This is a genomic window from Plantactinospora sp. CNZ320, assembly GCF_002846275.1.
On the sequence record NZ_PJMP01000001.1, the window covers coordinates 18,151 to 40,237 of the forward strand.

The 22,087-nt window shown below is 71.1% G+C and carries 19 protein-coding genes and 1 tRNA gene; 13 read left to right on the top strand and 7 right to left on the bottom strand.

Annotated elements, in window-relative coordinates; all coding sequences use genetic code 11:
- Positions 1-51 precede the first annotated feature (51 nt).
- The 3 genes from CLT71_RS00090 to CLT71_RS00100 form a co-directional block, all read right to left on the bottom strand.
- Positions 52-231 (bottom strand): DUF4236 domain-containing protein, encoded by a 180-nt coding sequence (locus CLT71_RS00090; RefSeq protein ID WP_101365273.1) that lies wholly within the window; start codon positions 229-231, stop codon positions 52-54.
- A gap of 224 nt (positions 232-455) precedes the next feature.
- A complete protein-coding gene (locus tag CLT71_RS00095; RefSeq protein WP_101365274.1) occupies positions 456-911 on the bottom strand; it encodes an Rrf2 family transcriptional regulator in 456 nt (151 codons plus the stop codon).
- A gap of 23 nt (positions 912-934) precedes the next feature.
- Positions 935-1,903, bottom strand: coding sequence for a helix-turn-helix domain-containing protein (locus CLT71_RS00100; RefSeq protein WP_101365275.1), 969 nt, complete (start codon positions 1,901-1,903; stop codon positions 935-937).
- A 298-nt stretch (positions 1,904-2,201) separates the two neighbouring features.
- Here CLT71_RS00100 and CLT71_RS00105 point away from each other — a divergent pair, with 298 nt between their 5' ends.
- Positions 2,202-4,394 carry a glycoside hydrolase family 44 protein gene (locus CLT71_RS00105; RefSeq protein ID WP_158242130.1) on the top strand — a complete coding sequence of 731 codons (2,193 nt, stop codon included), beginning with the start codon at positions 2,202-2,204 and terminating at the stop codon, positions 4,392-4,394.
- 284 nt (positions 4,395-4,678) lie between these two features.
- Entirely contained in the window at positions 4,679-5,455 is a 777-nt protein-coding gene (locus CLT71_RS00110; RefSeq protein ID WP_101370998.1) for a glucose 1-dehydrogenase, read from the top strand.
- 263 nt (positions 5,456-5,718) lie between these two features.
- On the opposite strand, the gene CLT71_RS00115 is transcribed toward CLT71_RS00110, so the two are convergent.
- The gene (locus CLT71_RS00115; protein ID WP_101365276.1) at positions 5,719-6,150 is read right to left on the bottom strand and encodes an SsgA family sporulation/cell division regulator; all 432 of its coding nucleotides are present in this window, start codon (positions 6,148-6,150) and stop codon (positions 5,719-5,721) included.
- A 328-nt stretch (positions 6,151-6,478) separates the two neighbouring features.
- Here CLT71_RS00115 and CLT71_RS00120 point away from each other — a divergent pair, with 328 nt between their 5' ends.
- Together CLT71_RS00120 and CLT71_RS00125 are read left to right on the top strand one after the other, a co-directional pair.
- Complete coding sequence (locus CLT71_RS00120; RefSeq protein WP_486482951.1) at positions 6,479-7,042, top strand: TIGR02611 family protein; 564 nt, start codon at positions 6,479-6,481, stop codon at positions 7,040-7,042.
- Positions 7,043-7,092: 50 nt separating this feature from the next.
- Positions 7,093-7,164: transfer RNA gene (locus CLT71_RS00125), tRNA-Val, on the top strand.
- A 344-nt stretch (positions 7,165-7,508) separates the two neighbouring features.
- Here CLT71_RS00125 and CLT71_RS36295 read toward each other — a convergent pair.
- Genes CLT71_RS36295 through CLT71_RS00140 form a run of 3 tightly spaced genes read right to left on the bottom strand, consistent with a single transcriptional unit; the run spans position 7,509 to position 11,112 of the window.
- Positions 7,509-7,733 (bottom strand): hypothetical protein, encoded by a 225-nt coding sequence (locus CLT71_RS36295; protein WP_143743312.1) that lies wholly within the window; start codon positions 7,731-7,733, stop codon positions 7,509-7,511.
- A 38-nt stretch (positions 7,734-7,771) separates the two neighbouring features.
- Positions 7,772-8,593 (bottom strand): fumarylacetoacetate hydrolase family protein, encoded by an 822-nt coding sequence (locus tag CLT71_RS00135; protein WP_101365278.1) that lies wholly within the window; start codon positions 8,591-8,593, stop codon positions 7,772-7,774.
- Positions 8,593-11,112 (bottom strand): CoA transferase, encoded by a 2,520-nt coding sequence (locus tag CLT71_RS00140; RefSeq protein WP_101365279.1) that lies wholly within the window; start codon positions 11,110-11,112, stop codon positions 8,593-8,595. The genes CLT71_RS00135 and CLT71_RS00140 overlap by 1 nt, the downstream gene beginning before the upstream one ends.
- Before the next feature lie 384 nt (positions 11,113-11,496).
- On the opposite strand from CLT71_RS00140, the gene CLT71_RS00145 reads away from it, so the two are divergent.
- From CLT71_RS00145 to CLT71_RS00185, 9 genes are all read left to right on the top strand, one after another.
- Positions 11,497-12,171: a tripartite tricarboxylate transporter TctB family protein gene (locus CLT71_RS00145; protein ID WP_101365280.1), complete on the top strand. Its 675-nt coding sequence runs from the start codon at positions 11,497-11,499 to the stop codon at positions 12,169-12,171.
- The gene (locus CLT71_RS00150) at positions 12,172-13,719 is read left to right on the top strand and encodes a tripartite tricarboxylate transporter permease (protein WP_101365281.1); all 1,548 of its coding nucleotides are present in this window, start codon (positions 12,172-12,174) and stop codon (positions 13,717-13,719) included.
- Positions 13,716-14,717, top strand: a complete 1,002-nt coding sequence (locus tag CLT71_RS00155) for a tripartite tricarboxylate transporter substrate binding protein (RefSeq protein ID WP_101365282.1) — start codon at positions 13,716-13,718, stop codon at positions 14,715-14,717. The genes CLT71_RS00150 and CLT71_RS00155 overlap by 4 nt, the downstream gene beginning before the upstream one ends.
- A gap of 32 nt (positions 14,718-14,749) precedes the next feature.
- A complete protein-coding gene (locus CLT71_RS00160; protein ID WP_101365283.1) occupies positions 14,750-15,790 on the top strand; it encodes a LacI family DNA-binding transcriptional regulator in 1,041 nt (346 codons plus the stop codon).
- Between the two features lie 234 nt (positions 15,791-16,024).
- On the top strand, positions 16,025-18,139 hold the full coding sequence (locus CLT71_RS00165; protein WP_101365284.1) for an acetate--CoA ligase family protein: 2,115 nt from the start codon (positions 16,025-16,027) through the stop codon (positions 18,137-18,139).
- A complete protein-coding gene (locus CLT71_RS00170; RefSeq protein WP_101365285.1) occupies positions 18,136-19,278 on the top strand; it encodes a thiolase C-terminal domain-containing protein in 1,143 nt (380 codons plus the stop codon). The genes CLT71_RS00165 and CLT71_RS00170 overlap by 4 nt, the downstream gene beginning before the upstream one ends.
- Positions 19,271-19,708, top strand: coding sequence for an OB-fold domain-containing protein (locus CLT71_RS00175; protein ID WP_158242132.1), 438 nt, complete (start codon positions 19,271-19,273; stop codon positions 19,706-19,708). Before CLT71_RS00170 ends, CLT71_RS00175 begins: the two co-directional genes overlap by 8 nt.
- Position 19,709: 1 nt before the next feature.
- Positions 19,710-20,666, top strand: a complete 957-nt coding sequence (locus tag CLT71_RS00180) for a dihydrodipicolinate synthase family protein (protein WP_101365287.1) — start codon at positions 19,710-19,712, stop codon at positions 20,664-20,666.
- Positions 20,667-20,668: 2 nt separating this feature from the next.
- Positions 20,669-22,072: an FAD-dependent oxidoreductase gene (locus CLT71_RS00185; protein WP_101365288.1), complete on the top strand. Its 1,404-nt coding sequence runs from the start codon at positions 20,669-20,671 to the stop codon at positions 22,070-22,072.
- Positions 22,073-22,087: the final 15 nt, after the last annotated feature.

Consider the following 22,087-nt stretch of genomic DNA (forward strand, 5'->3'; position numbering starts at 1 on the left):
ACAGGGACGCCGACGACTCGCCGGCATCCCTGTCCGTCACCGCTTCCGTCCTCAGGACCGCGACTTGTCCTGCTTCCAGGACAGCGGGCCGGGCAGGTCGACCCGGTGCGCGCGGGCCCGGGAGTTCCACGACCACCGTCCGATCTTGATACTCCACGACGAGAAGCCGTTCTCGGTGAAGTTGAGGATCAGCGGACCGAACTTCTTACGCTTACGGAACATCAGACCCACGGTCCTGCTCCCTTCGGGACGACTCTTCCGGTGACCGACAAGTCAACTGCTTGTGGGTGACCCTGCTTGGGTGACCAAAACTGCTTGGGTGACTCAACTGCTTTGGTGACCGGGAAAATGCCCCGTACGGGTGTTCGGCAAACGTGCACGCGCATCGGCGAGGCCAAATCAGTCCGCTGAGGACGGTCCGGGATGGTCGGTGCTGGTCGGTGGTGCCGCTCGGCTCAGCGGGGCTGCCAGGCGTCCGGCCTGGTGGTCAGCTTGCGTACGTGCGCCGGCATCCGGCCACTGATCAGCTCGGCGAGGTTCACCTCGTCGACCACGTCCCGTACCGCCGCCCGGACGGCGACCCAGAGCCGGGGCAGGTTCTCGGCCGCCCCGTCGTACCTGGTCTGCTCGGGGCGCAGTCCGCGGATCCCGGCGAGCGGACCATCCACGGCACGCAGGATCATGCCGACGGTCACCTCCCGGGGCGGCCGGGCCAGGGTGTAGCCGCCCTCCGCTCCCCGCTGCGCCCTGACGATCCCGGCCCGGCGCAGATCGCCGAGGACCGCCTCCAGGAACTTCCGGGGCAGGTCCTGCTCGGCGGCGAGCGCCTGGGCGGACATCAACGCCGGGTACGCCGCCGCGAGACTGAGGCCGGCCCGTACCGCGTAGTCGCCGCGCGCCGAGATCTGCACGCCTCCATCATCCACCCATGGGGTCAGCCGGGTGCCGTGGCGGTCCGGCCGGTCAGTCCGGCCCGGAAGGCGCCGGGGCTGTGCCCGACCTCCCGGTGGAAGAACCTGCCGAAGTTGGTCGGCTCCGGAAAGCCGAGCCGCCGACCGACCTCGGCCACCGGCAGGTCGGTCGCGGCGAGCAGCCGCCGGGCCTCCAGCGCGACCCGCTCGTCGATCACCTGTTTGGCGCTGCGGCCGGTGGCGGCGAGGCAGGCTCTGGTCAGGGTACGGACGGAGCAGTCCAGCCGGTCGGCGTAGTCCTCGACCCGGCGGGTCTGCCCGTACGAGCGCTCGACCTCGTGACGCAGCCGCCAGAAGGTGCCGGTCGGGTCCGTACCGTGCGGGTCGGCACCGGCATCGTGACCGTGCGGGTCGGCACCGGCACCGTCCAGCGCGCGCCGGGTGGCTGGCACCGGCCCGGCCGGCATCGCGCCGGGGTGGGCCGGTTCGCGGGGCAGCAGTGCCAGTCGGAGCAGCAGCACGGCGAGCTGATGCCGCAGCAGTTCGGTGGCGAGGCTTCCGCCGCCGTGCCGTTGGCAGTCCACCACCAGCTGGCTGACCTCGTTGATGACGGCGTCCTCGTCCTCACCGGCGAGCTGCCAGTAGCCGGCGGTGAACGGCGGGCCGGTCGGTGAGACACCCAGGTCGCGCATGGTCTCCGGGTCCCAGCAGACCAGTACGGCGTCGAGTCCGCTCGGCCCGCCGTGCTGGACGACCTGGCCGGGCCGGATCCAGAGCAGCGACCCGGGCCGGCACGGGTACGTCCGAAAGTCAATCTCCTGCGTGCCGTGTCCGACGGTGACCAGAATGAGCAGGTGTCGATCGACCAGCAGCGGCCCCCGACGGGCCGGGTCGAGCAGGTAGTCGCGCAGGGTGAGGGTGCGGATGCCGGTCCACCGGGGCGGGGCCGACACCTCGCCCGGCACCTCGGGGAGTTGACCGAATCGGACCATCACCTGCGACGTTAGCCGCCGACGGCCGGCTGCGCACCCCTCGGGTGGCCCGTGTCCGGAGCCGACCGCATGGCGGGAACCGTCTGGTAGCCGGCGGTAGCCGTGTCGACCCGGGGCGTGTGCCGGGGTCGGACGGCCAGACATCGACGTGTGTCGTTGACGGTCGGGTTCGTGAATCGGTAGCCTGACCCCCGGTCCGGGCCACGACCACCGCGCGCGGGACAGCGACGGGTGCACGCGAGACGAACGTGCCACGTCCGCCCCTCGGGACGGACATCCGAGAGTTCGGAGATCCCGCATGCGCCGTACCACCACCATGCGTCGTCGATCGTTCCTGTCCGTGGCGGTCAGCACCGTGCTCGCTGCCAGCGGGGCAACTGTGCTCGCCGCCCCGCCCGCTGCCTTCCCGGCACCGCCTTCGGCCTCCGCCGAGCCGGGCCCGGCGCTGGAGGTCGACGTCACCGCCGACCGACACCCGATCAGCCCGCACATCTACGGGATGAACTTCGCCGACGAGGCCCTGGCCGAGGAACTGGCCCTGCCGGTACGTCGCTGGGGCGGCAACGCGACCACCCGCTACCACTACCGCTACGACACCACCAACCGCGCCTCGGACTGGTTCTTCGAGAACATCGCCGAGGAGAACGCCGATCCCGGGGCGCTGCCGGACGGGTCCTCCACGGACCGCTTCGTCGAGCAGGACCGGCGTACCGGGACCGACAGCGTGTTGACGCTGCCGCTGATCGGCTGGGCGCCGAAGGCCCGGGACGGCTCGTGCGGCTTCTCGGTCGCCAGGTACGGGCCGCAGCAGCGTACCGACGAGTGGCGCCCGGACTGCGGCAACGGGGTACGGCCGGACGGCACCCCGGTCACCGGCAACGACCCGCACGACACCAGTGTGGAGGTCGGCCCCGAGTACGTCCGGGAGTGGCTGCGCCACCTCACCGGGAAGTACGGCACCGCTGCCGAGGGCGGGGTGAAGTTCTACAACCTGGACAACGAGCCGGACATCTGGCACTCCACGCATCGGGACGTGCACCCGACCGGGGCGAGTTCGGCGGAGCTGCGCGACCAGGCGTACGCGATCGGTGCGGCGGTGAAGGATGTCGACCCGTCGGCGGCGACGCTCGGCCCGGTCGGCTGGGGCTGGACCTCCTGGGACTACTCGGGACTCGACCAGGAGGTCTGCGGGCGTACCGGATGCTGGGCGAACCCGCCGGACCGGCCGGCCCGGGACGGGCTGCCCTTCGCCACCTGGTACCTCCAGCAGATGCGTGACTACGAGGAGGAGCACGGGCAGCGGGTGCTCGACTACTTCGACATGCACTTCTATCCGCAGGCGTCCGGGGTGGCGTTCGGCAACGGCACCGACCCGGCGACAAATGCCCTGCGGCTGCGCTCCACCCGGGCGCTCTGGGACCCGACCTACACCGACGAGAGCTGGATCAACACCCAGGTCCGGCTGGTGCCCCGGATGAGGGAACTGGTGGCGGCGAACTATCCGGGGACGAGGACGGCGATCACCGAGTACAACTGGGGGGCGCTGGACCACGTCAACGGGGCGCTGGCCCAGGCCGACGTACTCGGGATCTTCGGTCGGGAGGGGTTGGATCTGGCCACCCTCTGGGCACCGCCGGCCGCGACCCAGCCGGGCGCGTACGCCTTCCGGATGTACCGCAACTACGACGGCGCCGGCGGCCGGTTCGGCGAGGTCGGCGTTCGGGCGACCTCCGCCGACCAGGAGCAGCTCTCGGTGTACGCGGCCGAGCGCGGCTCGGACGGCGCGTTGACGGTGATGGTGGTGAACAAGAGCGGGGTGGCGCGGACGAGTTCGCTGTCGCTGCGCGGCCGGACCGCCGCGACCGCCCAGGTGCACCGGTACGGCGCAGCCGATCCCGGCGCGATCGTCCGGGAGGCGGACCAGCGGATCCTGGTGCCGCCGCCGGTGGCCGGGGCGCCGAACGGCATCCTGTCGCACACCTTCCCGGCCGACTCGGTGACGCTCCTCGTGATCGGGGCGCCGGAGAGCCCGCCGCCGCTGGCGGTGCTGCACCGAAACCTGGACCGGTCGCCCACGGACGCGCAGATCCGTCCGGCGATCGAACTGGACAATCCCGGCCGGGTGCCGGTCGACCTGTCCCGGGTGACCGTGCGGTACTGGTTCACCAGGGACGGCGGTCGCGGCCCGGTGCAGGCAACCTGCGTGCAGGCCACGATCGGGTGCGCCAACGTCACCCAGGGCCTGGTGCGGCTGCCGGTACCCCGGCGCGGCGCGGACGGCTATCTGGAGGTCGGGTTCGGCCGGGGTGCGGGGACGCTGCCGGCGGCCGGGAAGACCGGTCCGATCGAGCTGCGATTGACCAGAACGGACCGCCACCGGTTCGTCGAGACCGACGACCACAGTTGGCGTCCGGCGAGGCCGGGCTACGAGGCCAACGGTCGGATCACCGTCTATCTGGACGGGGTACGCATCGCCGGTGGTGAGCCGTGACTCGCCGCGCCCGGGCTGCCTTCGGATGATCCCGGCCTGCCTTCGGGTGGCCCGGGCTGTCTCGGGTGACCCCGGGCGGGGCCGCGAGTCCGGCGTGAGTCATGATCGCCGGGACCGGGCGGTGATCGCCGGACAGGATCAGTGATCGCCGGGATCCGGGCGGTGGCGGGACCGGGGCGGCCGGAGTTGTCGGGTCGGAGCGGTCAGGATTAAGTTACCGAACAGTACGCGAACGGCCGGTCGGCATCCCGGTGCCGGCCGGCCCACAACCTCCAGAGGTGCACATGCCAGGTCTGTTCTCGGTCGAGGGCAAGGCGGTGCTGGTCACCGGGGGCACCCGGGGGATCGGCCTGATGATCGCCAGGGGATTCGTCGAGGCAGGCGCCCAGGTGATCATCTCGTCGCGCAAGGCGGAGGTCTGCGCCGAGGTCGCCGAGCAGCTCTCCGCGTTCGGCCGGTGCGAGGCGATCCCGGCGGACATCTCCAGCGCGGCGGGGGCGGCCCGGCTCGCCGAGCAGGTCCTGGCGCGGGTGCCGGCGCTGGACGTACTCGTCAACAATGCCGGTGCGACCTGGGGTGCCCCGCTGGAGGCGTACCCGGAGAGCGCCTTCGACAAGCTCTGGGCGGTCAACGTCAAGGCGGTCTTCCAGTTGACCACCGCCCTGCTGCCCGCGCTGCGCGCCTCGGCCAGCGCCGACGACCCGGCCCGGGTGATCAACATCGGGTCGATCGACGGCATCCGGGTGCCGTGGATGGAGGTGTACGCCTACTCGGCGACCAAGGCGGCGGTGCACATGCTGACCCGGAGCCTGGCGCACCAGCTCGCTCCCGAGCACATCACGGTGAACGCGATCGCACCCGGTCCGTTCGAGAGCAAGATGATGGCGTTCGCGCTCGACGACCCGGCGACCCGGGCGACGATCGAGCATCAGGTGCCGCTCGGCCGGATCGGGCGGCCCGACGACATGGCCGGCGCGGCCATCTATCTCGCCTCTCGGGCCGGTTCCTACCTCACCGGAGCGGTCATCCCGGTCGACGGCGGCATCACGACCCACGGCTGACCGGGACCGTTACAGACGGTGACGAATCGGCGTACCCGAGACGGGCCGCGAGTCGGCAGCCGCGAGTCGGCGCCCATGACCCGGCGCCCACGACGAGTCGGGGGCGGCCCGCCGTTGCGCTCAGACGCGCCGCGCGGACCTCGGCAGGGTCCGCGCGGCGTGGCGTAGCGTTCCGACGGCGTGTCGTCTCCAGCGGCGTGGCGTTCCAGCGGCGTGAGGTGCCTGCGGCCGTGAGCTGACCGCGAGGCCGTCGCGAGGAACGGTCAGCGACCGGCCAGCAGCCGGTTGACCGCCGTGTCGACGTCGAGGTGGTCGCCCTCCCGGCCCCGGGGGACCACCACGTACGTCCTGCGCAGGAACCTGACCAGGACGCTACGTGGCACCTCGAACAGTGCGTTACCGTCCGGTGATGAGAGCGCGAGCGCGACGAAGTCGCCCCGGGGTGTGGCCCAGGGCCAGACCCGGACGTCGCCGATCCCGGCTGGCTCATCGAGGCCGGTGACGAGCAGTTCCCGCGCGAAGGACCAGCTCACCGCTTCGCCCCCGGCGGATTCAGCATGAAACAGGACATGGACCGCATACGGGTCGGCTGGGTCGTAACGCAGGCTGGCACGCACGGGCAGAGCCGTGGCGTCAGGTGCAACGAGCCTTAACGACGTCTCGACCTCGACCGTGGTCGGTCGGATGACACTCATGGACGTTCTCCCCCCGGCACCGCTGCGGGACGTATGTGTCCCGCCTTTCCCATCCTCAGGTGCTACTCATGGTTACGCTCCGCCATACGCTGATATCACCCAGTAGTGGGAAGAGGCTTCCTAGTCTCCGATCGAAATCGAATCTTTATGTAGGATGTCCAGTTCTGCCCAGGTACTCGATCCCATCCGGCGCCGGATGGTTCAGCCGTCGACTCACTCCGGTAACGTCCAGTCGTCCTGTTGAGTGACGGGCCGAGCCACACTGGGGGAGGAAATGGCTACGAATCCATCCTCAATGGAGAAAGTGGCTCTGGTAGGCGCATCGAGGATGAACGGGGCCGGCGCGGGGGCCAGCTCCGGCGTCGCGGGGGCGGTCGAGGAGCGGAGGTACGACGTGCCGGAGGACGAGCGCGTCCCACGGGGGGACCGGTCCGGGCCTGCGACGGAGGCACCCACGGGCGTCGGTGCGGCGGTGCCGCTCGAACCGTTCGTGACGCAGACCAGGCGGCAACGGGCGCGGCGGACGCTTGAGATGATCCGGGCGAACCCGACCGGACGGATCGCGCTGAAGGTGTTCGTGGCGGTCGGCGGTGCGATAGTCGTCACACTCGGCCTCGCCCTGATTCCGCTGCCGGGACCCGGATGGCTGATCGTCATCGGCGGGTTGGGCATCTGGGCGGTGGAGTTCCACTGGGCCAAACGGCTACTCGGCTTCACCCGTCGGCACGTACAGAGTTGGGCACGCTGGGTACGCGCACAGTCGCTGCTCGTCCGGCTCGTCCTCGGGTCGGTCGGGCTGGTGTTCGTCTCGCTCGTGGTCTGGCTGTCGGTGCGAGCCAGCCTCGGCATCGACCTGATCGCCCGGTTCATGCACTACATCGCGACGCACTGACCCCGAAGTCGCGCGTACTCCGGGCGATCAGGTACAGTCGTCCGCGCTGAGGGCGATTAGCTCAGCGGGAGAGCGCTTCGTTCACACCGAAGAGGTCACTGGTTCGATCCCAGTATCGCCCACCGAGGTAGAGGCCCAGATCACATCGATGATCTGGGCCTCTCTGTATTCCTGAGTGACCAACCGAGTGACTACGGGTCCACCGACCCGAGGGTCGCATCCATGACGTGTGCCCCGGCGAGAAGTACCGGAAGTACCGGCCGGGGCTGACGCCGGTAGACCTTCTCCCTGACGTCGTACCAGCGTGGCTGCACAGATCAGCGAAGGTCTCCGACCGAACGCCGCTGTCCGACAGCCGAGAGACGAAGCTGTGTCGGAGTTCGTGCGGCGTCCAGATGGCCGGGCCAAGCGGGCCAGGGCGCAACGCGGCCATGCGTCGCATCGCGGAACGATCCGCATCTCTGCGTCAAAGCTCACTTGCAGGCGGTATCGCGGTTTCGGTCTTCTTAGCACAGGCGTCAAGAATGTCGATGGCGCGATCACGTTGACGCTCATCAGCGGCTTTGGTCGATGCGGCCTGTAGCAAGGGAAGAAGGCCCGCTCGGCGGATCAGGTCGGAAGTGTCGAGGATCAGCGCGGCCGTAATGGCGGCGGCATGCCGGCGCGTCAGCTCTGATTGCGAGCTCGTCATCCATCAGTTTGGTGAGCCCGCGTGCCCTCGGTCGCGGTTCATCCGCTCACGCAGGTGTTGACGCAGGCACCGATTCCCTCGATCTGCGTGCGTAGTACCTGCCCCGGCCGCAGGAACAGCTTCGGGTCGCGACCATCGCCGACGCCGGCCGGGGTGCCGGTCAGGATGAGATCGCCCGGCCGCAGGGTGACGATCCCGCTCAGGTACGCCACGATCGTCGCCGGGTCGAACAACATGTCACTCGTCCGACCGTCCTGCATGGTCACGTCGTCGACCGTGCACGTGATCCGCAGGTCACGCGCGTGATCGACCTCGTCCGGCGTCACGATCACCGGCCCGACCGGAGTCGTCGCCTCGAACGTCTTGCCCTGGAGGAACTGCGTCGTCCGCCGCTGCCAGTCGCGCATCGAGACGTCGTTGGCCACGGTGTACCCGCCGATCGCGTCCCGTGCCTGGGTGACGTCGCCGCGTCGGATCACCCGGCCGACGACGATGCCCAGTTCGGCCTCCCAGTCGACGGCTGCCGATTCGGGTGGCAGCACGAGCGGGTCGGTGGGGCCGAGTAGTGCGTCGGCGAACTTTGCGAAGAGGGTGGGAAACTCCGGAGGCGTACGCCCCATTTCTCGGATGTGTCCGAGGTAGTTGTGGCCGACGCAGATGATCTTTCCCGGCCGGCCGACGGGACAGTCGAGTGCGGCCGTACCGGCCAGCGGGTCAGTGGCGGCGTCCGCCACCGGCTCCCCGACGGCCAGCCGGGCGAGGGCGTCGACCACCGACGCGGCGGCGAGGGGCCGCAGCACGTCGCCGTCGACCCGGGCGGGTACGACGCCGGTTGGGACACGGACAGCGGCGAGTCGCATCAGTCGGCCGCCCCGCGTGTGCCGGCGGCCGGGGCCCCCGGAGACGACGACGTGGCATCCACCGGCCGTCGGGCAGCGAGCGACTCTGGCGTCGCCGTCGCCGTCGCCGTCGCTGGTGGTGCGGGCGGGAGCGGCACATCTGGTTCGGGCGTCAGCGGCACATCGGGGAAGAAGTAGAGCGGACCCGCGATCACCCCCGTTTCGCGCAGGTGGGTGAGCTCTTCCCTGTCGACACCGGCCTCGGCCAGCACCGTGTCCGTGTCGTCGCCTGGCTCGGGCGCCGGGTGGCCCGGCACGGTGAAGAGGTTGCCGTGCACGGCCGGGGTGAGCTGGTCGATCCAGCCGAGCCGCCGGTGACGCCAGCGGGTCAGTACGCCGTACGACCGTAGCCAGGTGCGGGTGTGCGGATCGTACAGGTCGAGTTCGGGCACGGCGGGTGTGTCCGCGGCCCGCAGCCTCCGCAGGGTCTCCGCCCTGGTCGCCCCGCTCGCGGGCAAGGCCGGCGCCGTACCGTCGGGCAACGACGTGGCCGGCGTCGTACCCTCGCGCAGCGATGTGGCGGCCCAGACCCAGCCGTCGGTGCACTCGATCGGCAGGTACGGGTCCGGGCGCTCGGGGACTGCCCGCAGCAGACAGGTGGCGCTGCGGGCGAGGCTGGCCTGGACATGACCGCCCGCGCCGGTACGTCGACGGTGCAGCAGGGCGAGGCAGACGCCGTAGGCGCCGAGCAGTCCGGTGGCGTAGTCGTTCACCGGAAACGGCACCTGCCGTGGCACTCCATCGCGGGCGCGCAGCGACTGCATGCCGCTGGCGGCCTGCGCGTTGTGTTCCCAGCCGGCCCGCTCCTGCCACGGGCCGTCGAAGTCGAAGGCGTTCAGCGACGCGTACACGAGGTCGGGCCGCTCGTGGCGGAGGCTGTCGACACCGAAGCCGAGCCTGTCGATCTTGCCGGCGCGGAAGTTCTGCACCACGACGTCCGCACCGTCGACGAGCCGGCGGACAAGCCGTACTCCGGCGTCGGTGTTGAGGTCGATGACAGTGCTGCGCTTGCCGCGGTTGACGTCCAGCCACGGGAAGGGGCTGATCGGCCGGCGCGGATCGTCCACCTTGACCACTTCGGCGCCAAGGTCGGCGAGGATCCGGGCGCACGTCGGCCCGGCGAGCACGATGCAGAAGTCCACCACCCGCACACCGCTGAGCGGACCCGGGTCGCGCGCCGGATCCGGCGGCGCCCATCGGCGGGCGGCGGAGGGCGCCGCGGTGCCCGGTGGCGCCGCGGCGAGGGAGACCCGAACGGCCGGACCGGGCGGCGGAATTCTCGTCGCGTCCGCCGCGTCGGTGGCGGTGCGGACCTGATCGGTCGCCAGGATCCGTGCGGCCGTCGCGTGTGGCTCGGCTGACCACTCCTCCGGGGTACGGGTCATCGTGGCCGCTCCGGCCGCCGCGTTGATCTCGCGTTCCCACTCGATGGCGGGACGTTCGAGGAACACCGCGCGTAGCCGTTCCCGCCAGGAGTGCACCGCGGCCTGATCGGGGAGCCTGTCCAGGGCGGCGGCCGCCTCGTCGGCCCATTCCGGACGACCGGCGACGCGGCAGATGACCCGTACGAACTCGGCGTAGAGCCCGTGCGGCTGGAGGTACCGACCGTCAGCGCATTCGTAGAGCTCGACGTGCGGCAGGTGCGGCACCGTGGCGATGTCGACCAGGCGCTCGTCCTCGACGACGATGCGCTCTCGGCTGAGCGCGGTGGCCGCGGCGGCGAGAAGTGGGACCTCGAAGTGCACGGATGCCGGTCGGTCCACGCGGGCGAGCAACGCGGCGACGATGTGCACGGCGGCGAGGACGGCGCCGTAGAGGCTGGCCACGGGCAGCGGCTCGGCACGCAGCGGCAGCCCGGACATCCGGTGCAGGCCCAGTAGCGCGGCGATCGCCGTGTCGTCGAGTTCGTAGCCGCCGGGCGCGTGCTCGTCAACCAAGGCATCGTCGGTGTCGCCGTCGGTACCGCTCCGGCCGTTGAGGTCGGGGAGCGCGGAGCTGGCAGGCTTCCGTAGCCCCGCGCCCTCCGGGCCCCCGGCCCGGTTCCCGTCCGGGGGCAGCGCGTCGGCGGGGTCCGCGCCGGCAGGTAGGGCGACGATCGAGCAGTGGACGAGCTGACCGTTGTGCCGGGCCGCCTCGGCGGGCGAGAGGCCGTGGGCGGCGAGGACGCCTCGTCCGGCGTCGTCGACCAGCACGTCGTGCTCGGCGAGCAGCCCGATCGCGGCCCGCGCGGCAGCGGCGACGCTTCCGGGTACCGCCGTCACCTGGGCACCCTGCTCGGTCAGTAGGCGCTCCAGCAGGTCACCGGCCCGTGATCGACCGAGCCGCAGCACCCGCACGCCGGTCAGCGCGCCTGCCGTCGCGCCGGCATCGCCAGAGCCGTCTGGGAGGTCGCCGCCCGGTGTCGGGCCGCCGGGTGTCGGGTCGCTGGACCGCTGGAACTGCTCCGGGGTGGGCGGCGGATCGCCCGGGCCGGGGTGCATCGCGGGATTCGTTCCGGTGGGTGCCGCCGGCAGAACAGTGCTGGAGGGCGTGGCGCCGGTGGGACGTGCGCCGGGGCCGGTAACGGGGGAACTGGGGGAGGACACGGCATCACCTCGCGGTGGGCGGAGGGTGAGATTTCGTTGTCTGGGGGACCGTACCACCGCCTCGCGAGGAGTACGAGAGGTAACGTTCGTAACGGGTCCGTAATGTCCAGAGCGGCACTGTTGGCCAGGTCAACCCCTACAGAAACGGCTGATCGGTCACTCGGCTCTCGTTGCAGATAACGTTGCCTGAAGGTCTTGTGGCGCCCGTCACCATGGCGTTAAGGTCCGCAAGCACATGGACGACGTCGAGTTCACGCCGCCCTGACAGGGAGCGCGAAGATGGTAGAGAGCCACATTTCGGCAGCACCCCGTACCGACGCGAACACCGCCCCGAGCGCAGGGTCGGGTACGCCCGGCGCCGACGACGCGCTCACCCGTCGGTACGGTCCTGACGGTCCCGCCCGCAGCAGCGGCTGGGCGACCCGCCAGCGCGTGGCGGCGGCCACGGTCCTGGCGTTCGCCGTCCTGGTCACCGTCACCTCGCACAGGTACGGCCTGAGCAGAGGCACCCAGCCCGGCCCGGGCCTGTTCCCGTTCGTCATCGGCGCGCTGCTCGTCGTCCTCTCCCTGGCCTGGTTGTTCAAGCCCGGCCGCCCGGAGGCCGAGGAGCCGAACGATCCCGTGGGCGTCGTACTCGAGGAGTCCGAACAGGAGGCGGCCGAGGCGCACGTCGACGAGGAGATCGACTGGGGCCACGGGGGCGCCTTCCGGTTCGGCGCGACGCTGCTGGTCACCGCCGTGGCGATAGGCCTCTTCGTCAGCGTCGGCTACACCGTCGCGGTCGCGTTCTACACCGCGGCGCTACTTGTGGTCGTGGCCCGGCAGAAGCCGCTGTGGAGCATCGCCGGAGCCGTCCTCGGCGCGATGCTGACCCGGGCGCTCTTCGACTACCTCGGCATCGTGCTGCCCAGCCTGCCGGTCGAGATCCCCTTCCTGCCCTGGGCGGTGCTCTAGATGGACCTGCTGAACGCACTCGTGGCCGGGTTCGGCGAGATCCTCACGCCGACCACCCTGGCGTACGCGCTCGTCGGCTGCATCATCGGCATGCTCACCGGCGTCATCCCCGGCTTCGGGCCGGCGGCGGCCTGCTCGCTGCTCCTGCCGATCACGTTCGCGCTCGACCCGGTCGGCGGCATCATCATGCTGCTCGGCATCTACTACGGCTCGATGTACGGCGGCACCATCACCTCGGTCCTGCTGAATGTGCCCGGCGAGGTCGCCTCCGTGGTGACCTGCATCGACGGCTACCAGATGACCAAGCAGGGTCGAGCCGGCAAGGCACTCGCGATCGCGGCCGTCGGGTCGTTCGCCGGCGGCGTGATCGCCCTGGTCGGGATGCTCGGTGCCACCTCCCTGGCGGAGGCCGCGATCACGCTCGGGCCGGTGGAGCTGTTCGGACTGACGATCCTCGCACTGACGATCGTGGTCGGGCTGGCCGGCCGCTCGATGGTCAAGGCACTCATATCGGCGTTGCTCGGCCTCTTCATCGGCATGGTCGGCCTCGACCCCGTCTTCGGGGACGCCCGCTTCACCATGGGTACCATCGCGCTGACGGGCGGGATCAGTTTCATCGCCGTCGTCATGGGTCTCTTCGGCGTCGCCGAGATCCTGGAGAGCACCCTGCGGCGCAACACGCTGAGCCTGCCGAGCCGCGTCGGCTCGCTGCACCTGAACCGCAGGGACCTGAGGGAATCCGCCGGGGCCATCGGCCGTGGCTCGGTCATCGGGTTCTTCTTCGGCCTGATACCCGGTTCGCCGGCGGCGGCGGCCACCTTCGCCTCGTACGTCACCGAGCGGAGGTTCGCGAAGCACCCCGAGCGGTTCGGCAAGGGAGCCATCCAGGGCGTCGCCGGGCCGGAGACCGCGAACAACGCGCTGGGCATCTCGTCGATGATTCCGCTGCTGTCGTTCGGCATCCCGGCGTCGCCGACCATGGCGATCATCCTCGGGGCGTTCCTCATCCAGGGCCTGCAACCCGGGCCCCTGCTGTTCCGTGATCGCCCGGAAGTGGCCTGGACGATCATCGCCGGGCTGTTCGTCGCCAACGTCATGCTGCTGATCCTGAGCCTGCCGCTGGTCCGGCTCTGGGTGAGCGTGCTGCGCATCCCTTACCAGATCCTCTATCCGATCACCCTCGCGTTCATGATGATCGGCGCCTACACGGTGAACAACTCCATCGTGGACATCGCGATCATGTGGGTCGCGGGGCTGGTCGGTTTCGTCATGCGTCGCCTCGAGGTACCGCTCGCGCCCGCGGCGTTGACGATCATCCTCGGCCCCATGATCGAGGCCAACTTCCGTACCGCGATGTCGCTTACCAGTGGCGACTCGCTCGGCCTGTTCCGCAGCCCGCTGACAAACGTGTGCCTCGTGCTCACCGTCGCGGTGTTCGCGTTGCGGGCCTACCTCGGCTATCGCCGCTCCCGTGCCATCGCCCGTGGCGGGCAGAAGAAGCCCGCCCTCGATGATCCTTCCACCCACACCGTAGGGAGTTCCCGATGAGATTCAGCAAAGCCCTCGTGGTCGCGGCGACAGCCGTCCTGCTGACCGCCGGATGTGCCCAGGAGGCGGCCACCGAGGCGGCCGGCGAGAAGGCGGCCGCCGCCTTCCCGGACAAGAGCAAGTCGATCACGTTCATCGTCCCCTATTCGGCCGGCGGTCCCGCCGACAGCCAGGCCCGGGTGGCCGCGACGTTGCTGGAGAAGGAACTCGGGTCGCGGGTCCTTGTGCTCAACAAGCCCGGCGGCAACACCGTCGTCGGCCTGAGCGAGCTGGCGAACGCCGAGCCGGACGGCTACACCTTCGGCATGATCAGCATGCCGAACGCCCTGGCCTGGATCTGGCCGGGCCAGAGCGCGCCCTACAAGAAGGACGCGTTCACCTGGTTCAGCAGCCTGTCGGACATCACCGACGTGGTCGCGGTGAAGGCCGACTCGCCGTACCAGAGCATGGCGGATCTGGTCGCCGCCGCGAAGGCGAAGCCGGGCCAGCTCACCGCTGCCATCGAGGGCGCGCAGAGCACCGACAACCTGGCCGTGACGAACCTGGAGAAGGCGGCCGGCATCGACCTGAAGACCGCCATCTACGCCACAGGTGCCGCCGAGAAGGTCGCCGCGCTGCTCGGCGGGCACATCGACGTCGCCACGCTCGCCGCCGCCACCGCCAAGCCGCAGGTGGACGCGGGCAAGTTCCGCCTCCTCGCGACGCTGAGCAAGGAGCCGATCAACCAGTACCCGCAGGTGCCGACGGCCGCCTCGCTGGGCTACGACGTGACCTCCGAAACCTACTACACAGTGGTCGTCCCGTCCGGTACCCCGGACGCGGTCCGGGCCAGCCTGGAAGCCGCGATGATGAAGGTCGGCGAGAGCAGCGAGTACCAGCAGAAGATCGGGGCGCTCGGGCTCACCCCGAAGACGCGCAGTGCCGCCGACGTCGCCACCCTGGTCACCGAGGTGGAGAAGCGGACGACGGAGTCGTTGCAGCGCCTCGGCGCGAGCTGAGGCAGTCTGTACAACAGGAAGGACGGGGTGCCATGGACGTGAACGTGCCGGCAAGGGCTCCAACGCTCGTCGACATCGCCAAGCTCGCTGGCGTGTCCGTGAGCACGGCCGGGCGCGTCCTGCGCCAGACGGACAGCAAGGTGGACCCGCGGCTCGCCGAGCGCGTGCAGATGGCCGCGGCGGAACTCGGCTACATGCCGAACGTCGCGGCGCGCGCGCTGCGCGGTGCCGGGGACGCCATGGTCGGCCTGGTCGTCGGCGACATGGTCGACCCGTACTACGGGGAGATCGCGGAGCTGGTCACCGAGGCGGCCGAGCGCGAGCACGGCATGGTCGCCATCGTCTCCAACATGCAGCGCGACGCCCTGCTGGAGCTCAAGCACATCGAGCACCTGTGCGGGCACCGGGTCGCCGGCCTCATCCTGGCCGGTGGCGGCTTCGACCAGTGGACCTATCTGGACCGGTTCGCCGCGCTGATGAACCTGGTCGGCCGCTCCGGCGTCGCGGTCACCTCACTGGCGCCGCGTGGCGTCGACATCCCCACCTTCGGAGTCGACAACGAGCGGGTCGGCGCGGCTGCCGCGGCGAAGTTGGCCGAGTTGGGGCACCGGCGGGTCGGCATCCTGCTCGGCCCGCCGGACAGTGAGGTCACCCAGCAGCGTCTGCGCGGCGCCACCAAGACACTGACGGATGCCGGCGCCGGGTTCGTCGTCCGGCACGCGCGCTATGCGCCGGAGGACGGCTCGGTCACCGTACGGGAGATGCTGGCCCAGGTGCCGGAGTTGACCGGATTCATCGTCGGCGCCGACACCATGGCGATCGGCGTGCTCGACGGCCTGACCCGCGCCGGGCGGTCGGTCCCCGCCGACGTCTCCGTCGTCAGCATCGGCAACACCCGCTCCGCCGCCTGGTCGAGTCCCACCCTGACCAGCGTCGACGTCGCGCTGGGGGAGTACGCCCTCGCCGCGCTGCGGCACATCGCCGCGCACGTCGCGGGCAAACCCGCCCCGGCACCGCCGACCACACAACCGACTGTCGTCGAAGGGCGGTCCACCGCCCCGCCGCCGGCCTGACCCCAGTACCGCCGCACCGCGCGGGCCGACGGCCCCCGCGGTGGTTCGGCACACCCGAAAACCCTTTGCAGTACGCGGTTCAAGCGTTCTTGACCCTCGTTTCAAACCGGTGCTACGGTCGCTGAGACAACGTTATCTGACCCCTTGGTAAAGACACTTCCCGGATGGTTCCCGGGCTGTGAGCAACGTTGTCCCACAGCGTCCCGGCGCTGTCCTACCGGAAGGCCCACCCTGATGCGAACAGACGAAAGACAGGCGCAGGACCACGCCACGCGCCTGACGGTCCCGCGCAGCGTCGCGGTCGTCGGAGCGTCCCCGCCCGATCGCGGCAGCTACTACGGCAGCCGGCTCATCGGCAATCTGGTCGCGGCCAACCCGGCCGCCGACATCTACCCGGTCAATCCACGCCTCGCCGGCCAGGAGATCCTCGGGCACCGGACGTACTCGAGCCTGAGCGACCTGCCCGACGTACCCGACATGGTGGTCGTGGCGATCGGTGCCGGTGGCGTACCGGCGGTGCTGGAGGAGGCGGGCCGGCTCGGGGTCCGCACCGCTGTGGTGATCACCGCGCACCTCGGCGCGGAGGCCGACCGACGCGCCTTCGACCAGCGCCTCGCCGCCATCGCCACCGAGTTCGGCATGCTGCTCATCGGCCCGAACTCGGTAGGCGTGCTCAACGGCAACGCGGCGATCAACGCGAGCTTCGCCACCGGCGCCGACGGCGGTGCCCTGCGCCCCGGCGACGTCGCCGTGCTCGGCCAGAGCGGCGCCATCGTCTCCTACCTGCTACAGGCCTTCCGTGACCGCACGCTGGGCTACAGCTGGCTGATCAGCAGCGGGAACGAGGTCGCGCAATCGATGGAAGGGCTGTTCGACCTGGTCGTCGACGACCCTGACACCAACGTGATCCTGCTCTTCGTCGAGGGCGTCGGGGACGGGGTGAGGTTCCGGCGTACCGCCCTGCGCGCCCGTGCGGCAGGCAAGGCCGTCGTCATGCTCACCGTCGGCCGATCCGAGGTCGGGCGGCACGCCGTCGCGTCGCACACCGGGCGTATCGCCGGGGCCACCGCCGTACTGGACGCGGTAGCCGCCGAGTCCGGCATCCGCGTCGTCTCGTCGTACCAGGAGATGTTCGACGCCGCGCTGGCGCTGTCGTCGCAGTCGGCACCACGGGCGGCGAGCCCGCACGGACGCCGCGCCGCCGTCCTCACCACCTCCGGCGGCAACGGCACCGTGACCGCCGACTGGCTCAGCGCCCAGGGCTGGACCCTCCCGCCACTGCGCGCCGATGTCCGCGCCGAGCTGGAGGAGATCTGCGGGCAGGAGGACATGGCCAACCCGGTCGACGTGACCGGCGCCTTCGCCCAGCAGGACCGGCTGGCCCGGATGGCGCTTGCCCTGGCGAAGGATCCGGAGCTGGACGCGATCTTCATCGCCACCGGTGCCGGCGGGCCCCGCTCCGAAGCCATGACTGTCAAGCTGGCCGAGGTCCGCGCACGGATCCCGCAGGAGATGTACGTCGGCTGGGTCGGCCTCGACGTGGCGTCCCGCGTCCACCTCGACCGTGGAGGCATCGCCGCCTACGACGACCCGGCCCGCGCTGTCGTGGCGGCCGAGGCGGGCGCCCGGTTCCGCAACACCCGCATCGACGCGGATCTGACGGCCCTACTCGACACCGCACCCCGGCGGGAGGAGGGACCGGCCGAGATCCGCACCGCCGGTGCCGCGCTCACCGAGCTGGCCGGCGCCGGGGTCAGCTGCGCGCCGATGGCCCTCACCGACCTGCTCGACGGTACCGACGCAGCCGCCGGGCAGCTCGGCTACCCGGTCGCGCTCAAGCTCGACGCCCCCGACCTGAACCACAAGACGGAGTCCGGCGGCGTTCTCCTCAACCTGCACGACGCGGCGGCCGTACGCGAGGCCACCGCCCGGCTGCGCGACATCGCCGGCAGGGAGGGCCTGAACGACGCCCGCATCCTCGTCCAACGCATGGTCAAGGGCGTCGAGGTACTCGTCGGCCTGAAGCGGGATCCCGCCTTCGGGCTGCTGCTCGTCGTCGGGGTCGGCGGCACCCGCGCCGAACTGCACACCGACGCGGTAGGGGTGCTGCTGCCCTCCACCCGCGCGGAACTCTCCCGGCGCCTCGCCGAGCACGGCGTCCTCGCGCAACTGCTCGCCGGCTATCGCGGTGACCCGCCCGCCGACCGGGAGGCACTGCTCGACGTCATCGAGGCGCTCGCCCGGTGGGCCACCGGTCACCGTGGCGTCGTGCTGGAGGCCGATCTGAATCCGGTCGTGGTGACCCCCGACGGCGCGTTCGTGGTCGACGCCCGGGCGGTGATCGCATGACCGCCCGGCTCATCGGCATCGGCAACACCGAGTACGCCAAGCGCATCGACCGCCCCGTCGAAACCCTGGCCGCCGAGGCCGCCATCGCTGCGGCCAAGGACGCCGGCATCGACGTACGCGAGATCGACGGCATAATCGCCTACGCCGGTCACGTCTCGGCAGAGACCCTGATCACCACGCTCGGCCTGCCCGACGTGCGGTTCCGCGCGGTCAGCTCGGTCGGCGGCGCCAGCGCGGTCAGCGCACTGGGTACCGCCGCCGTCGCGGTCACCGGCGGAGCGGCGAAGTACGTGCTGATGTACCGCGCCCTGAAGGGCAGCTCCGGCCCGCGCAAGCACAAGCGGCCCTCGTTCGTGCCGGGCGCCTCGATCCGGCAGCACCTGGAGTACCCCGCCGGTTGGAACACCGCCGCGCAGCGCTACAGCATGCTGGCCCGGCGGTTCATGCACGAGTACGACCTGACCCGCGACCACCTCGCCGAAGTGGCCCTGGCGGCTCGCGCGCACGCCAACCTCAACCCTGGCGCCCAGATGTACGGCCGGGAACTGACCAAGGAGAAGTACCTGAGCGGCCGGGTCATCGCCGACCCGTACCGCCTGTTCGACTGCTGCCTGGAGACCGACGGCGCCTGCGCGGTCATCGTCGCCGCCGAACCGCGCCCGAACGACACCCACCGTGCGGTGCGGATCCTCGCCGCAGCCGAGGGTGCTCCCGACGTGCCTGACGATCTGGTCAGCCGGCCCGACTTCCTACAGATCGGCCTCAGCAAGGCCGCCCCGCGGGCCTGGGCGCAGGCCGGCCTCGGGCCCTCCGACATGGACGCCGCGATGGTCTACGACTGCTTCACGTTCGAGGTCGTGCACCAGCTCGAGTCGGCCGGCTTCGCCACCGCCGACGGCGTGGGCGACATGATCGCCCGAGGGGACATCCGGCTCGGCGGACGCCTGCCGGTGAACACGCACGGCGGGCTGCTCTCCGAGGGGCATCTCGTCGGGCTCAACCACATCCTCGAAGCCGTCCGCCAACTGCGCGGCGAGGCCGGCGCCCGGCAGGTCGAAGGCGCCCGGCACATCGCCGTCACCGGCTGGGGCAACTTCGGTGACGGATCGCTCGCGGTACTTGGAGGTTCCCGTGGCTGACCTGACGAAGATTCCGGTACCGGACATCACCGACCCGCTGTTCGCCCCGTACTGGGACGGCACCGCCAGAGGCGAACTGCTGCTGCCGTCCTGCACCGGCTGCGCCGCGGTCGTCTGGCCACCGCGCGGCCTCTGCCCGGCGTGCGGCTCGGCGGAGCGCACCTGGCAGACCCACGAGGCCACCGGGGAGCTGTACAGCTTCACGGTCGTCGGGCACGCCACCGTGCCCGGCTACACCGACCTGCCCTACGCCGTGGCCATCGTCGAACTGTCGGACGCCCCCGGCGTACGCGTGATCGGCAGCGTCGACGGCGACCCCGATCTGCTGCGCATCGGAATCCCGATGCGCGCTGTCTTCCAGCCGGCCGGACAGGACGGGGAGATCACCGTCCTGCGCTGGCAGCCCGTACCCAGAGCAGGAGAGAGCTGACATGACCGCCATCGAGATGCGGGGCCTGTACCCCGCGACGGTGACCCCGTTCGACGAGGACCTGAAGATCGACTTCGCCGGGCTCGACGCCCACCTGGCAGCCACGGCCGAGGCCGACGGCGTGCAGGGTCTCGTCGTCAACGGCCACGTCGGTGAGATTCTGCAGCTCTCCACCACCGAGCGGGCGGATATCGTGCGGCGGGCCATCGCCGTACGCCGCCCCGGTCAACCGATCATCGTCGGCATCGAGGCGAACACGGCCGAGGACCTCGTCCGCGAGGCCGCCAGTGCCGCCGAGGCCGGTGCCGACGGGCTGCTCGTGCTGCCACCGGTGGACGTGCGACCGTATCGGCGGCTGTCGAAGCACCCCGCCTCCGTCATGCACTTCTTCGGGGCACTCGACCGGCAGGTCGGCCTGCCGATGGTGGTACACCAGTACCCGGACTTCACCGGCTGCTCGTACTCGATCGAGGTGTTGCGCGAGGTTGTCGCGCTCGACAGCGTCGTCGCGATCAAGGCCGCGTCGTTCACCCCCACCCGGTACGCCGAGATCTGGGACTCGTTCCACAAGGACGTGGCGGTCCTCGCCGCCACCGACGCGCCCGCGCTGCTCGGCATGCTGTTGCACGGCGCGCACGGCGCCCTGATCGGTATCGGTGTCATCCACCCGCCCACCTGGGCCGAACTGATCGCCGCCGCGACCGGTGGCGACGCCGAACGGGCCCGACGCGTCTTCCTCGACCGGTGCGTGCCGCTGATGGACACGGTCTTCGAGAACCAGGAGCCGACCGAGCTGCGCAGCGAGGCCGCCTCGACGAAGGAGGCGCTGGTGCAGTTGGGACAGTTCGCCTCCTCCCGGGTCCGGCCGCCGGCCTGCGACGTCGACGACGACGCCCGGGCCGCGATCGCCGCGACCCTGGAGAAGACCGGGCTGCTCCGCGAGACCACGCGGGTCTGACGATGACCGCTCTGCCACCCGCCGTCGACGTGATCGTGGTCGGCGGCGGGGCGGCCGGGCTGGCCGCGACCGTGTCAGCGGCGACGGCCGGCGCCCGGGTGCTGCTGTTGGAGAAGGAGCCGCGCCTCGGCGGCACCACCCGCTACGCCGTCGGATCCTTCACCGCCACCGGCACCGCGGCCCAGCGCCGCGCCGGGATCACGGACGATCCGGCCGCCTTCGTGGCGGACATGTACGCCTTCGCCGGCGGCCCGGACAACGACGAGCTGCGCCTGATGCTGGCCGTCGAGAGTGGTCCGACCGTCGCCTGGTTGCAGCGGCTGGGCGTCACCTTCGCCGGGCCGTTCGACGAGCCGCCCAACCGGGTACCCCGGATGCACAACGCCCTGCCCGGCGCCCGCGCCTATCTCGACCGGCTGACCCGGGCCGCCCGGCGCCGTGGCGCGACGATCCGGACCAGTACCCCGGTGACCGCCCTGGTGCAGGACGGCGACGGTCGGGTGACGGGCGTCCGTTGCGGGTCGGTGACGGTGACCGCGCGGAAGGGTGTCGTGCTCGCCGCTGGTGACTTCGCCGGCAACCGGGAGATGCGCCGCGCCTACCTACCGGCCTCCGCCCACGACGCGCTGCCGGTCAACGCGGCGTCGTCCGGCGCGGGCCCGAGGCTCGCCGCCGAAGCCGGCGCTGCCCTGGTCAACATGGACCTCGCGTACGGCCCGCAGCTCCGCTTCCCGCCCGGCCGTCCCGGGTTGGTCGACAGGTTGCCCACCTGGCCGTGGCTGACCCGGCTCATGCGTGCCTACGTGACGCACGCGCCGCCCCTCGCCCTGCGCCCGTTCGTGACCGGGGTGCTGGTCGCCCACATGGGACCCGGTCCGGGACTGTTCGCGGCCGGCGCGATCCTGGTGAACGAGGCGGGCGAGCGGGTCGGGAACTCGGCCGCCGCGCTGGCGGCGCAGCCGGGTGCCCGGGGCTACGTCGTGCTGACCCGCGCCGTCGCGGACCGCTTCTCGGCCCCGCCACACCACATCTCCACCGCCGCCAGCGTCGGCTACGCCTATCTGGGTGACTACCGGCGTGGCCGTCCCGAGCTGGTCCACGAGGCATCTGACGCGGAGACCCTCGCCGCCGTGATCGGTGCCGTCCCGGCCAACCTGGTGGCACTGGGCCTGGACGGGCCGCTGGTGGCGCTCGGGCCGGTGCACGCCATGCTCACCGTGACCGAGGGCGGTGCCGCCGTCGACACCGACTGCCGGGTCCTGGCGCCCGACGGTACCGCCATCCCGGGCCTGTACGCGGCCGGCGGTACGGGTCAGGGCGGCATGCGGCTGTCCGGGCACGGCCTGCACATCGCCTGGGCACTCGTCTCCGGTCGGCGCGCGGGAGAGTCGGCGGCGCGGCGGTGACCACGCGTGGCCCGC